Genomic DNA, 13,376 nt, shown 5'->3' on the forward strand with positions numbered 1-13,376 from the left:
CTGATCGATTTAAGGTGGAGTGAAGCATGCATCAAGTATTCGGAAACAAAAAGGCTATCGCCGTATTTGTTGTTCCTGCTTTGATTTTATACATTCTTGTTGGTTTTTTCCCGATCCTTCAGTCTATGTATTACAGTCTGCTGGACTGGGATGGGATACAACCGGCTAAATTTATTGGTTTAGCTTCTTATAAGGATTTATTTTTTACAGATACGTACGGCATGGATTTTAATCATTCGATACTTAATACGTTGTATCTGGCAGTTCTTTCTGTTTTCATGCAACTTCCGATAGCTCTGGTGCTCGCTCTGGTTCTTGCCAGAGGGGTGTGGGGTGAAAAGCTGTATCGTACTTTGTATTTCATTCCAGTCTTGGTATCCTCCTCTGTCATCGGGGTTATGTTTCTGAAAATCTATCAGCCTGAATATGGCTTGTTGAATACGATACTCAATCAACTAGGCTTGTCCTCCTGGACACATGATTGGTTAACGGAAAGCGGAACTGCACTAATAAGTGTTATGATTCCAATCGTTTGGCAATATATCGGCTACCATATGCTTCTAATGTACGCTGCCATCAAAGGGATTCCTGAAGATTTGTACGAAGCTGCAAAAATTGACGGAGCATCAAGTATAAGAACCGCCTTCTCTATCACTATTCCACTTATTTCACCGATCCTGAAGGTATGTGTCATATTTGCTGTTTTGGGATCATTGAAGTTTTTCGATTTAGTCTTCATTATGACCAATGGCTACCCAACACCGGAAACTAGTGTTCCAAGTACATTGATGTATTCGTCGATTTTTAATCGCAATATGTATGGGTACGGCAGCGCGATGGCCGTGTTTATGGTTGTGGAATGTCTCTTTTTCTACTTAGTTCTACAAAAACTGATCAGAACCTACGATGATAAGGAGGAGAGCTAATGACAACAACACATAACCGCCGCTGGCCAAAGGTTGTTTTGCAGATTGCATTTCTAATCTTCGCAGTTATTCAACTGTATCCGCTCGTGTGGCTTGTATTTTCCTCCTTTAAAACAAACATAGAAATTACAGGCTCAAATGTGATGGGCTTGCCTAATGAGTGGCGGTGGGCGAACTACGACTACGCACTTTTTAAGGCGAATATCGCACGTAACTTTTTGAACAGCCTTATGTATACAACGGTAACTGTCATTATTTCTGCTCTGTTATCGGCAATGGTTTCTTTTGCTGTCGCAAGAATGAAGTGGAAGCTTAATAATGTGGTGCTTACTTTCTTCATGCTGGGATTGATGATCCCCGTTCATGCTACGCTGCTACCTGTCTTTCAGATGTTAAAAATGACAAGCTTGCTGAATACGCCTTGGGCCTTAATCATTCCTTATACCGTTAGTGCACTTCCTACTACAATCTTTATCATGATTGGTTTCTTTAGAGCGCTGCCAGGGGAGTTGGAAGAAGCCAGCGTTGTAGACGGCTGCAATATTTATCAGGTTTTTTTCCGTATTATGCTTCCGCTTGTAAAGCCGGCTATCGTAACCACTTCCATCTTTACTTTTTTATCCGCTTGGAACGAACTGATGTTTGCCAATACATTCATTAATGATCCTGACTTAGCAACAATTACCGTCGCCATCAATTCGTTTAAAAGTGCCTATGCCACAGAATTTGGACCTATGTTCGCAGGAATGGTTGTGGCTACACTACCCATGATCATTATCTACTTGTTCCTAAGTAATCAAGTCCAAAAAAGCATTATTGCCGGGGCAGTTAAGGGTTAAAGCAATGGGATAGGAATCTTTCGAAAAATGCTATACTAGTGTCGTATTGAAGAAGCTATAAATAAAAGTCCGTATTCGCTTAATGTCGGCCAGGAGGTTACCGATGAGGTTTGCACGTATCCGATCACAAATCGTTTTTTACTACTTGGCCTTATTAGTGGTTTCCATGATTGCAAGCGGTATTATGTACCAACGAATCAATGAGAAATTCACCGAGGAAAAGGTAGGTGAGGTATCGCTTCAAACCTTAAACGCCATGAATTCCGGAATCGAATCACTTCTTGACAGTACGAATAATTATTCCAAGATGATCGTGTCGAACAATACGGTTCAGGAAATTTTGGGCAGTGATCTGGCGGGTAACGACATCGGAATTTTAACTTACAAGCTAGAGGTGGCTCTGTCAGATTTTATGCTCGCAGAGCCCTCTATCTCTTCTGTCTATCTATTCGATAATGCAGGACGTAAGTTTGCGATTGATTTGCAGTCTGCAAAACCGATCAGAACAGATGGGATCGAGTCAGCGGAATGGTACTCCGAGGCAGTCGCCTTGGACGGAAAAGCAATTTGGAGGAAAAATGCCGGAGGTATCTTCAATTTTGAGACGAAGGAACCCCAGCAGGATCCACAATATATTTCTCTGATTCGTATCGTAAACGACATGAACACTTCCAAGAAAATAGGAGTATTAGTCGTGAACATTACGGTTCAGGAGCTGAAAAAAAGCTATGAACGTTCGATCAACGATAATAAACCTGATTTAATGATCGAAACTGGATATGAGACACTCCTTGATTTTACACGGCCTGAATTATCGAACTATACAAACTCTTCTATGCTTGATGTGCCGCTCGGCAGTAGCAAAATCGTAAAGATCAAAGATCATAATTATCTGATCTCTTCTCTGGTTTCAATGGATCGTGGTTGGAGGTTTACTAGCGCTCAGCCTTTGGGGGAATGGGAAAGCCCCTATCGTCAATTTAATCTGATGCTGTTAATGATTATGTTGTTTAATTTCATTTCTATATTTTTAGGTTCCGTCTGGATTTCTAGATTCATTACTACACCTATTTTACATATGCTGCGATCCATGAAAAAAGTGGAGATTGGAGATTTCAGTTTGGTTCGGTACGAGGCGAGAACGGATGAGCTGAACCAGTTGAAAGATAGGTATAACAATATGATTATGACCATTGAGCAAGCGCTGAAGCGGGAGAAAGAAGAACAGAAATTGATTCGGAAACTCGAATTGGATATTTTGCAGCAGCAAATTAAACCACATTTTTTATATAACACGTTAGAATCAGCTGGCTATTTAACTTTGTCAGGAAATAATAATGAGGCGTACCAGATTATTTCTGAGCTTGCAGCCTTCTATCGTCAGAGTCTTAGTAAGGGCAGTGATGTAGTAACGTTAAGAGAAGAAGTAGAGATCACTAAAAGTTATTTGAGTATACAAAATATTCGCTATCCAGAAATTTTCATCAGTGAAATTGAGGTGTCGGAAGAAGCTGAGTATGTTCGGATACCCAAATTGACGCTTCAGCCGCTTGTAGAAAATGCGCTTTATCATGGTATTCGCCCTTTAGGGGAGTGTGGTAAGATTCGCATCCTTGCCCGTATTCAGGGGAATCGACTGAAGCTAGTCGTGGAAGATGATGGTGTGGGGATGAATGAAGACAAACGTCGGGAAATGCAAGCTGAGCCCTATGGGCAAAATGAGTCCAGTTTTGGGTTGCGCGGTACTTTGATGCGTTTGAAGCTGTACTATGGGGCGGACATGAATTGTAGTTTGGTCAGTGCACCGGGAGAAGGAACTCGGATTGAATTGGAACTACCGCTTGAGGAGGGGAATAGTCATGGAGCTTGAACTGCTCAGAGCCATTATTGTGGATGATGAAATTAATGCGAGAAAAATTGTTCCCATCATTATAGATTGGCAAGCAGTTGGTTACAGATTCGTAGGTGAGGCCTCGAATGGAAGCGAAGCGTTAGATCTGATCGAAACCATGAAACCGGATGTAGTATTTACAGATATCAGTATGCCTTTTATGGATGGACTGGAATTAAGCCGGTTGATAAAAGAAAGGTATCCGCTAGTCAAAATTGTGATCATCACTGCACATCCCGAATTCGAATATGCAAAAAGAAGCCTGGACATTGGAGTGCAAAATTTTATCTTGAAGCCGCTCCAAGCCGAGGAGGTACGAAGAGTTGCGGTAGATCTTCATGGGAAAATCCGGGAAGAGACAGAGCGGTGGAACGAATATCAGGAGCTGAATCGACAGTTAAAAGAACACGCCGTTCAACTAAAAGAAAAATTTCTAAATGATTTGCTATCAGGCCTCTGGGACCCCGATCAGCTGGATAGCCGATTCCATTACTTTTTTCCTGAATCAGCGAACAGCTTGTTTTCAATCATGCTTATTGAACTTCAAATTCCCTTAGAAGAAGGGGAGGAACAACGAATCCTGCAGTCTTTGCGTTGTAAGAGGTTTATTGATTACGCGCTTGAAGAGTATGAGGGAATGGAAGTTTTTTTTGATAACAGTCAACGGATTGTCCTTCTTAATAGAAAAGATAATCAGAATCTTACGAAGATTGGAGAGTGGCTGGCCCAATCGCTCCATGAAAAGCTTGGATGTAAAGCTTGCATTGGCGTAGGTAGTACCTGTACGGATTTCAATAGGATCAAAGAATCCTATAAAGAGGCGCTGGAGGCAGTTAGATATGGTAAGTTAAAGGGCAGTAACGCCATCTATTTTTTTAATGATGAAATTCATTTCGGAGGCCGATCCTGGGAAGTTAAGACGAATGAAATTGAGGAAATTTTGTTTTTTGTAAAAGCTGGTGTCTTAGATAAGGCTGTGCAATCCATTGAGAAAATGTTTCAGGATTTGGAGAAGTCCAAGGCTTTTTCTGTGGAACGAGCTAGGCTGGTTTCGGCCCAATTTGTCTCCACATTAATCAATTCACTCGCTGAAATGGGAGTTATACTAGATAATAATCTTTCTTTCGATATTTCGCCATATAAAAGGATTTTTGAGCTCGATAGCCTGCCAGACATGCAACAGACATTACTTGAACTCACAGAGAAGGTAACCTCTCAAGTAATTCAGGCACGAAGCAAAAAAACTAATAATATTATTCATGAAGTTAAAGATTTTATTCAACAGGAGATGCACATTCCGGAGATGTCTTTATCCTATGTATCGAATAAATTCCACATGAATTCCAGTTACTTTAGCCGGATCTTTAAGCAGGACACAGGGATTAGCTTTACGGATTATCTTCTCAAGTGCAGAATGGAAAAAGCGGTGAAGCTTCTGAATGAAACGGATTGGAAAGCTTATCAAATTGCTGAAAAGGTCGGCATTAAAGATCCATTTTACTTCAGTAACTGTTTTAAAAAAGTAATGGGAGTATCCGTTCAGGAGTATAAGAAAAATAGTTTCCCCCTATAAATTGCTTCGTTGAATTTGATATTTTTTCTCTATAAGCCCGCACTTTATGCGGGTTTTTTATTGTTTTTTAAGATATAAAGTAAGCAATAATGATGTTACAAAATGGAAAAATGATCTTGACAGAAATGGTTTCTATCGTATACATTTGTATACATGAAGAGTGCGTATACAAATGTATACACTGCAAAAGGAGGAAATAAAATGCGTGAAGGACATGTCGGCAAACGTGGCGGTCATAGGGAGCATGGAGAGCACAGAGATCGTGAGGGACGTGGCGAACACAGAGATCGTGGCTTTATGAAACATGGGATGACAGAATCAATGGATCCACATCCTAAAAGTGCTCAAACTTTTCGCCGTGGCAGAGCCATCGCTTTTTTAGATAAGCTTATGGTTAACCGGGCTACATTACAGCGGCAGTTAAATCAGCCTGAGCTTGAATCGATTAAACAAGTGGTTAGCGGTGAATTAAAAGCAACGGAAGCGATCATTGAAGAGTTTAAACAAATCTTTCAGATTCATGAGATCGTTCCAGAAGATACAACATCAAATGTTAATAAAGAGGAGAGTAAAGAAAAAGATGAAAATAACTGAGCTCATTAAAACCCGCAGAAGTACAAAACAATTCAAACAGACTCCAATTCGTGAAGAGGAGTTACATTCATGGCTGGAGGCTGCAAGTTACGCTCCTAATCATCGTATGACCGAACCTTGGGAGCTTCTTTTCATCGGACCCAATACTAGAGCGAAATTAAAGCATAAGACGGATTTTGGCAACGCACCTGTTGTTTTTGCAGTTCTGTCTAAGCCTGCCGCAACTGCGTTTGAACGCGATGAGAATGTTATGGCTGCTGCTTGTTTCGTACAAAATTTCTTATTAGCTGCACATGAAGCAGGTGTAGGTACGTATTGGGCTTCGCTGGGGGCTTTGCCTCATAATCGTGAGATTCTTAGTGTTCAAGAAAATTACGATGTTATTGGGATATTTGGAATGGGGTATCCGGAGGAAGTGCCGAATGCGAAACCCAGAACACCGATTAGTTCTAAAATCACGTATTTATCTTAAACAATTGAAGGTGGCGGAATGTGGAAGCTTAAGCATTATTTGAGGCCATATTGGGTGTGGTGTGTGTTGGCACCATTGCTGATGCTGGTCGAAGTAACTATGGATTTACTGCAGCCCACGCTCATGGCGAGCATTGTGGATAAGGGTGTCATGACAAAAGACTTGTCTCATATTTTCTCGACCGGACTGATCATGCTTGGTGTAGCATTTATCGGTCTAATTGGTGGGGTGGGCTGCACTATTTTTTCGAGTATTGCTTCTCAAAACTTCGGAAATGATTTGCGGATTAGCTTGTTTGAACATATTCAGAAATTTTCTAATAAGAACCTGGATCAATTGAAGACGGGCTCACTGATTACACGATTAACAAATGATGTGGTACAGCTGCAAACCTTTGTGCAAATGATTTTGCGGAGTATTCGATCTCCCTTGCTATTAGTCGGAAGCTTGGTGATGGCGATTCGGATAAGTCCTATGCTGACCCTCATCCTAGCCGTTGCTGTGCCACTCTTGAGTTTAATTTTGTATGGGTTAATCCGACTTTCTTTTCCTTTGTTTCAGAAAATGCAGGTCAAATTAGACGGTGTGAACACAGTGTTGCAGGAAAATTTATCAGGCATTCGTGTAGTCAAAGCATTCGTCCGCGCTAACCATGAACAGAAACGCTTTAATACAGCTAACAAGGATTATACAGAAATTGCGATAAAAGCGGTACGGTTAATGTCATTAAATATGCCGCTAATGATGCTTGTACTAAATGCCAGTATTGTTGCTGTACTATGGTTTGGGGGAGTGCAAAGCTGGAACGGTGGGCTGCCAGTTGGTCAGCTGATCGCTTTTATTAACTATATAACCCAATTGTTGATGTCAATGCTGATGTTAAGCAATATGTTGACCTTCTTCTCACGAGCCAAGGTTTCTGCCGATCGGGAGAATGAAGTATTTTCCACCATTAGTGATATTACAGAAGTTGCTAACGCTAAAAAAGATGCCATACACAACGGTCGGATCGTATTTGACAATGTATCTTTTGCTTATGATCCTTCGGATGAAAATCTAGTGTTAGACGATATTAATTTCACTGCGGAGCCAGGAGAAACAGTGGCCATTCTTGGTGCCACCGGTACTGGTAAATCATCATTGGTCAGCCTCATTCCCCGGTTTTACGAAGTGTCCTCTGGATCCATTACAATTGATGGCTCCGACACTCGTATGATTGCTCTGGAAGATTTGCGTAGCAGAATCGGATATGTTATGCAGCAGGCTATTCTGTTCAGCGGTACTATCCGCGATAATATCCGATACGGCAGACCGGATGCCACAGATGAGGAAGTGGAAGAAGCAGCAATAGCCGCTGAAGCTCACAGTTTCATTTTAGAACTTCCACAGGGTTACGATACAGAGCTCGGCCAGCGTGGCATTAACCTGTCCGGTGGGCAAAAGCAGCGCCTTTCGATTGCACGGGCACTTTTAATTCAGCCAACAATCCTCATTATGGATGACAGCACTAGCGCGCTCGATGCAGCGACAGAGTCACGAATCCGGCAGATGTTAAAAACACGGCTGCGCAGCAGCACGAATATTTTGATAGCTCAGCGTGTCACCTCTGTAATTGATGCTGATCGTATTCTGGTATTAGAAAACGGCCGAATTGCTGTACAAGGTACACATGATGGGCTTATGAACAGCAGTGAAATATACAGAGATATCTGGAGATCACAGATGAAGGGAGAGGAGGTGCCTTATGTCAAAGCTTAATAATGGCATGAACACCACTCCTTTTAATCGATCAGGCGGATTCGGACCTGGATCTGGACCGGGATCTGGCCCTGGACGCGGCGGAGCTGTGCCGATCGTACGCGCTAAGAATCAAGCGGGAACACTCAAACGCATCTGGATGTATTTGAACCGCCAGCGGTTCGGGTTAATCATTGTGTATGTATTTACAGTGTTGAATGCAATCCTTTCGTTGATCGGGCCTTATCTAATCGGTAAAGCGATTGATACTGCCGTAATTCCTCACGATTATCAGGGTCTTATTCGCTTTTGTCTACTCCTAATAGGTATTTATGGTCTAAGCAGTGTGGTTGCTTGGGTGCAAGCCTATGTTATGACATCCGTCTCACAGAATACCGTGTTTGAGCTGCGTCGTGATCTGTTCAGCAAATATCAACAGCTACCGATTAAGTTTTTTGACACGCAAGCTAAAGGAGAACTAATGAGTCGGGCAACCAACGACATAGAGAGCGTATCCAGTACACTTAATCAGAGTGTGACCCAGTTATTAAACAGTTTGATCACCCTAAGCGGTTCACTAGTGATCATGTTAATGATGAACGTTCCGTTGACCGTAGTTTCACTGATAACGATCCCTCTTGTGTTATTGTCCAGCCGTAAAATCATAGGTTTAAGTCGAACTTATTTTAAAAATCAGCAACGCCATCTAGGTGAGTTGGGTGGATTTATCGAAGAAACCATCAGCGGACAAAAAGTAGTCAAACAATACAGCAGGGAAGAGACAGAAGTGAAACGGTTCCGCAAAATCAGCGGAGAGTTGAATAAAGTCGGCATTAAGGCACAAATTGTTTCCGGATTAGTGGGACCGGTCATGAACATGATTAATAACCTTGGATTTGCGATCATTGCCGGGGTGGGTGGCTGGATGGCTTTTCATAACATGGCTACGGTTGGCGTAATCGTTAGCTTCCTTACGTATTCCAAACAGTTCGGACGACCGATCTCCGATCTTGCTAACCAGTACAATCTAATTCAGTCGGCAATTGCTGGTGCGGAGCGTGTGTTTGAAGTTATGGATATGCCATCCGAATATGGTGACGGTGATGAACAAAGTGACGATCTGCCAAGGTTAAAAGGGAACGTTGTTTTCAAAGACGTTTCATTTGCTTACAAGCCGGATTCACCAATTCTGAGCGGGGTTACGTTTGAAGCAAAACCCGGAGAGAAAATTGCGCTTGTTGGCCCAACGGGAGCTGGAAAAACGACCATTGTCAACTTGCTGATCAGATTCTATGATTTAAGCGGCGGCTCCATATTCATTGATGGCCGCGATATTGGAGAGCTGGATAAAAATGCACTTCGTAGTCAATTGGGAATGGTATTGCAAGACGCGCATGTATTCTCGGGAACGATTCGGGAAAATATTCGCTTTGGACGTCTTGATGCGACAGACCAAGAGGTAGAGGAAGCGGCAAGATTGGCCAATGCAGATGCCTTTATCAATAGACTGCCGCATGGATATGAGACTATTCTCCATGCGGAAGGCAGTAATTTGAGCCACGGCCAGCGTCAGCTTTTAACGATTGCCCGCGCCATTCTAGCTGATCCAGCTATTTTGATCCTAGATGAGGCAACCAGCAGTGTGGATACGCGTACGGAAATGCATATTCAACAGGCGATGGAAAAGCTAATGAAGGGACGAACAAGCTTTGTGATCGCCCATAGGCTTAGTACCATCCAGGATGCTGATCGTATACTCGTTATTCAGGGTGGCGGAATTGCCGAGCAAGGCAGTCATAAAGAGCTTCTTGCGCTGCAAGGTGTTTATTACGAGCTGTACAATACCCAGTTCAAACGAGCGATTTAAAAGAATCTTTACTTGAACTGATAACATTTGTAAGTAGATGCTTTTATCGGACTCCTCTGACCTTAAAGGCAAGATTTTCTGATTTTCAGAAGATTAAAGGACCCCACTGCAGCTATTGGCATGAAAAACACAAAATATAAGTCACTTTCTAAGGAATAACGTCCTTGAGGTCCGAAGCCCTGTTTCAAGAGCTGAAAACTACCAAATAACGTCATCTGGGTCCGAAGTCCTTAAAAAGATGTGTAATCTATTGCCGTAATTAATGCCCGATAAAAAAGAGCGGCGATTCACCTATTATAGGAGAATCGCCGCTTTTTTTTATAAATTCCTCTCTAATAACGTTCCGAGTTGTTCAGCCAAGACTTGATAGGTCACAGGTCTTTCATTCTTGAACCACCATTCCACTACCCCTGCATAAGCCGATGCAACAAAACTAATAATAACCTCTTCATGTAACCCTTCGTTTATGCCTTCGGTGGTAGTTACTTCATGTCTAAACTCATCGAGAAGAAAGCTTAAGAAACGATTTCGGAAATAAGGAGCACCTTTACAATAACAGCCTTTTTAAGCGCATCTTGAGTTTTGAATTTCAGAAGGAAGTCACAATAGAACAGAGGATCATATCATTGAAGTAATCAATTATTCTCAATCGATGAATTGATGCTGGAGGGTGGGGGCATTTTAAACGGGTCTTTCCTGAATGAAGATTTAATTGATGAGTTGAGCCTGGTTATAGTTCCCATCGCAGATGGTGCCTCTAATTCTGTGACCTTATTTGAAATGGATGCATCTATGAAACAACAGCCCCCAGCAAATTTTAGCTTGAAGAGTGTAGAAAAACTTGCGGATGATGGGCTATGGTTGAAGTATGTAACACGGCGTGATTAAATCTATGTTTCTTAAAAAGCGCAAAGCAAAATATGCTTTGCGCTTTTTGAATTCGAGAAAGTAGTAAGCAATCTTCTCATTCCAAGCCTGCCAGATGCATCGTTTGTTTCAGACGATCTACGTTCACATAGATGTCCTCCAGTCCTGGAAAACGAATCGCAGGATCGGGAACACCTTGCCCGTACACCATATAATATTCGAGATTATTATGGTTGCTGATCATCCAATAGGTTGGAACAACGTGCTGGGCATGGAAAATTTCAATGACCTGTGTTCCAGGCTGGCAAAAAGCCAGATTAGCGAGTCCAGCACCATGTGGACCTACGATTACTTTCGCTGAGGCGAATAATTGGATTTGCTGGGCAACCGTCCAGTCCTCTAGACAAATCGGTACGATATTAAAATTCTCAAGGCAGCGGATGACATCATCTTCATTAACCAACCGTCTTGAGCTTGCTTTTTTTCGTGAGATATAAAAACGTTCTGGAGTGACTAGTGTTGTTTCTCTATGCGGCAACAAAAATCTTCGCAGTGTATCCGTGGTCCAAGGAGGATAATGTGAATTCATCATTAAGGAAGGGACAAGTAGCCGGTCAGCCTGAACATATACTTCTGAATTCGTCCGGATCACCAATGACTCGGATATCCCAAGCATGGTCCACGTTTGTTCCACAAAGGGTCCATACGGATTTGGATTCATGATAATAGTGGAATAAGTGATTCCGCTCGATTGAAGCATCGCTAATCTAGGAAGCACATCATACATCCAATGAAAATAGTTATGGGCTCCGCAAAAGGTTAACACCGCCGCGGTCCCGGCAAAATATTGAAGCTGCGGACCGTTCCACCGGTGAAACACTGAGTGCTCATCTGCTTCAAGCATCCTATATTGCTTGGCATCATATTCTTGGGAAAGATCAAAGATCAATTTCCCTTCTGGTGTTAGAACGGCACCAGATTCTCCCCATACCTTCCCTCTGGAAATGGTGGCAACGTATCCGCCAAAGGGCTTTAAACAATAAGGTGTTAGTGCTGGAGCAATACTCGTTTCAATGCTTTTAGGCGCTCTGAACTCAGCCGCCCGTCCGAAGTCAAAAGGAACGACATTCCCAGCTTCCTTTGTACTGTTTTCGTTGTGGGAAGTAAAGTCCCAGATGCTTTGGTAATATCCTTGGGGTGGTACCCCTTGTGCAGAAAATAACATCATGTCACCTCATATTCCCAAGTAGAAGCGCAGAAACCTTATTAAGCTATTTTATGAAATGAACAATCTTCGGACACAGACTTACACGGAAAGAGGCGGATGAACAAGATTTGATTCAAATGCTGTTATTACTTGATTAATAGGCTTGACATGGACTAGGATTGAATATAAATTCAGTTTATTCAAACGCCGTTTAAATCATCGATTAGGTGCAATGTACTGCTGGAAGTGTTAACTATTCCCCAGTTCCTTTTCATCGGTATGCGTTGGAGCTGTTTTATGAATTAATATGTACCCCTTTAAGACAGGGCATTAGGATATTACAATTTAATTGGAAAGTGTGGATTCGAGATAAATGAAGTATACAAAACTTGGAAAAACGGGGCTGGACGTATCCCAACTGTGTTTAGGTTGTATGAGCTTTGGCGTTGCCGAACGTTGGATCCATCAATGGGTGCTTGATGAGAAGCAGAGCCGTGTTATCATAAAAAAAGCGCTTGACCTGGGTATTAATTTTTTTGATACAGCGAATGTATACTCCGATGGAACGAGTGAAGAAATCGTTGGACGAGCGCTTAAGGATTATGCCAATCGAGACGAGATTGTTTTAGCAACTAAGGTCTTTAACCGTATGCATGAAGGTCCGAACGGAGCAGGATTATCCCGGAAAGCAATTATGAGTGAGATTGATAAGAGTCTCAAGAGATTGGGAACAGATTATGTAGATCTATATCAGATTCATCGCTGGGATTATCACACACCTATCGAAGAAACGATGGAAGCTCTTCATGATGTAGTGAAGGCTGGTAAGGCAAGATACATAGGTGCCTCAGCAATGTATGCTTGGCAGTTTCAAAAAGCGTTATATGTAGCGGAGAAAAACGGTTGGACCCGATTTGTATCTATGCAAAATCATCTCAATCTTATCTATCGTGAAGAAGAACGAGAGATGTTGCCGCTTTGTAAGGAAGAGAATATTGGTGTTATTCCCTATAGTCCCCTTGCATCAGGAAGACTTACGCGAGACTGGGCGGTATCAACTCATCGTTCAGAAACTGATCAGATTCAAAAATCTAAATATGATGGAACTGCCGATACCGATCAATTAGTCGTGGAGCGAGTTGCGACAATCGCCGAAAAACACGGTGTTCAACGGATTCATATCGCTCTTGCTTGGTTGCTTCAAAAAGAACCAGTTACAGCACCTATCATCGGGGCTACAAAAACATCGCATCTCGAAGATGCAGTAAGTGCGTTATCCATTACTTTAACCTCTGAAGAAATTGCGTTTTTAGAGGAGCCTTATGTACCACATTCCATCGTTGGTTTTAATTAATAAATAATCAATGGGGGAGGATAATCCCGTAGAGCCGAAGTCAGCGTTG

The 13,376-nt window shown here is 42.2% G+C and carries 11 protein-coding genes and 1 pseudogene; 10 read left to right on the forward strand and 2 right to left on the reverse strand.

Translation table 11 applies throughout. The features are described from left to right. The first annotated feature begins 26 nt into the window (after positions 1-26). The 8 genes from NSQ91_RS15690 to NSQ91_RS15725 all read left to right on the forward strand — a co-directional run bounded on the left by NSQ91_RS15690 (position 27) and on the right by NSQ91_RS15725 (position 9,899). Positions 27-926: a carbohydrate ABC transporter permease gene (locus tag NSQ91_RS15690; protein ID WP_038570951.1), complete on the forward strand. Its 900-nt coding sequence runs from the start codon at positions 27-29 to the stop codon at positions 924-926. Further along, positions 926-1,765: a carbohydrate ABC transporter permease gene (locus NSQ91_RS15695; RefSeq protein ID WP_076125690.1), complete on the forward strand. Its 840-nt coding sequence runs from the start codon at positions 926-928 to the stop codon at positions 1,763-1,765. Before NSQ91_RS15690 ends, NSQ91_RS15695 begins: the two co-directional genes overlap by 1 nt. 103 nt (positions 1,766-1,868) lie before the next feature. Beyond that, entirely contained in the window at positions 1,869-3,635 is a 1,767-nt protein-coding gene (locus NSQ91_RS15700) for a cache domain-containing sensor histidine kinase (protein WP_076303775.1), read from the forward strand. Next, positions 3,625-5,229 (forward strand): response regulator, encoded by a 1,605-nt coding sequence (locus NSQ91_RS15705; RefSeq protein WP_076303774.1) that lies wholly within the window; start codon positions 3,625-3,627, stop codon positions 5,227-5,229. Before NSQ91_RS15700 ends, NSQ91_RS15705 begins: the two co-directional genes overlap by 11 nt. A 201-nt stretch (positions 5,230-5,430) precedes the next feature. Continuing rightward, complete coding sequence (locus tag NSQ91_RS15710; RefSeq protein WP_076303773.1) at positions 5,431-5,823, forward strand: hypothetical protein; 393 nt, start codon at positions 5,431-5,433, stop codon at positions 5,821-5,823. After that, on the forward strand, positions 5,810-6,295 hold the full coding sequence (locus NSQ91_RS15715) for a nitroreductase family protein (protein ID WP_076184571.1): 486 nt from the start codon (positions 5,810-5,812) through the stop codon (positions 6,293-6,295). Before NSQ91_RS15710 ends, NSQ91_RS15715 begins: the two co-directional genes overlap by 14 nt. Before the next feature lie 18 nt (positions 6,296-6,313). Continuing rightward, complete coding sequence (locus tag NSQ91_RS15720) at positions 6,314-8,053, forward strand: ABC transporter ATP-binding protein (protein WP_076303772.1); 1,740 nt, start codon at positions 6,314-6,316, stop codon at positions 8,051-8,053. After that, complete coding sequence (locus NSQ91_RS15725; RefSeq protein ID WP_076303771.1) at positions 8,040-9,899, forward strand: ABC transporter ATP-binding protein; 1,860 nt, start codon at positions 8,040-8,042, stop codon at positions 9,897-9,899. The genes NSQ91_RS15720 and NSQ91_RS15725 overlap by 14 nt, the downstream gene beginning before the upstream one ends. A gap of 318 nt (positions 9,900-10,217) precedes the next feature. On the opposite strand, the pseudogene NSQ91_RS15730 reads toward NSQ91_RS15725, so the two are convergent. Next, a pseudogene (locus NSQ91_RS15730) lies at positions 10,218-10,439 on the reverse strand (TetR-like C-terminal domain-containing protein); the annotation flags it as partial. A gap of 120 nt (positions 10,440-10,559) precedes the next feature. Between NSQ91_RS15730 and NSQ91_RS32060 the strand changes: the two are divergent. Then, entirely contained in the window at positions 10,560-10,787 is a 228-nt protein-coding gene (locus NSQ91_RS32060) for a dihydrofolate reductase family protein (protein ID WP_051490997.1), read from the forward strand. Positions 10,788-10,863: 76 nt separating this feature from the next. Here the strand turns inward: NSQ91_RS32060 and NSQ91_RS15735 are convergent, their stop codons facing one another. Next, positions 10,864-11,994 carry a glycosyltransferase family 61 protein gene (locus tag NSQ91_RS15735; protein ID WP_081391795.1) on the reverse strand — a complete coding sequence of 377 codons (1,131 nt, stop codon included), beginning with the start codon at positions 11,992-11,994 and terminating at the stop codon, positions 10,864-10,866. A 352-nt stretch (positions 11,995-12,346) separates the two neighbouring features. Here NSQ91_RS15735 and NSQ91_RS15740 point away from each other — a divergent pair, with 352 nt between their 5' ends. Then, the gene (locus NSQ91_RS15740; RefSeq protein WP_076303769.1) at positions 12,347-13,327 is read left to right on the forward strand and encodes an aldo/keto reductase; all 981 of its coding nucleotides are present in this window, start codon (positions 12,347-12,349) and stop codon (positions 13,325-13,327) included. The last annotated feature ends 49 nt before the right edge of the window (positions 13,328-13,376 follow it).

This window comes from Paenibacillus sp. FSL R7-0048 (genome assembly GCF_038004505.1).
GTDB classification, from domain to species: Bacteria; Bacillota; Bacilli; order Paenibacillales; family Paenibacillaceae; genus Paenibacillus_AQ; species Paenibacillus_AQ odorifer.

Excerpts from the sequence above, each read along its gene's own strand:
- NSQ91_RS15725 (WP_076303771.1), top strand. The coding sequence starts at position 8,040 with ATGTCAAAGCTTAATAATGGCATGAACACCACTCCTTTTAATCGATCA.
- NSQ91_RS15740 (WP_076303769.1), top strand. The coding sequence starts at position 12,347 with ATGAAGTATACAAAACTTGGAAAAACGGGGCTGGACGTATCCCAACTG.
- NSQ91_RS15735 (WP_081391795.1), bottom strand. The coding sequence starts at position 11,994 with ATGATGTTATTTTCTGCACAAGGGGTACCACCCCAAGGATATTACCAA.
- NSQ91_RS15690 (WP_038570951.1), top strand. The coding sequence starts at position 27 with ATGCATCAAGTATTCGGAAACAAAAAGGCTATCGCCGTATTTGTTGTT.
- NSQ91_RS15700 (WP_076303775.1), top strand. The coding sequence starts at position 1,869 with ATGAGGTTTGCACGTATCCGATCACAAATCGTTTTTTACTACTTGGCC.
- NSQ91_RS15720 (WP_076303772.1), top strand. The coding sequence starts at position 6,314 with ATGTGGAAGCTTAAGCATTATTTGAGGCCATATTGGGTGTGGTGTGTG.
- NSQ91_RS15715 (WP_076184571.1), top strand. The coding sequence starts at position 5,810 with ATGAAAATAACTGAGCTCATTAAAACCCGCAGAAGTACAAAACAATTC.
- NSQ91_RS15695 (WP_076125690.1), top strand. The coding sequence starts at position 926 with ATGACAACAACACATAACCGCCGCTGGCCAAAGGTTGTTTTGCAGATT.
- NSQ91_RS32060 (WP_051490997.1), top strand. The coding sequence starts at position 10,560 with ATGCTGGAGGGTGGGGGCATTTTAAACGGGTCTTTCCTGAATGAAGAT.
- NSQ91_RS15705 (WP_076303774.1), top strand. The coding sequence starts at position 3,625 with ATGGAGCTTGAACTGCTCAGAGCCATTATTGTGGATGATGAAATTAAT.
- NSQ91_RS15710 (WP_076303773.1), top strand. The coding sequence starts at position 5,431 with ATGCGTGAAGGACATGTCGGCAAACGTGGCGGTCATAGGGAGCATGGA.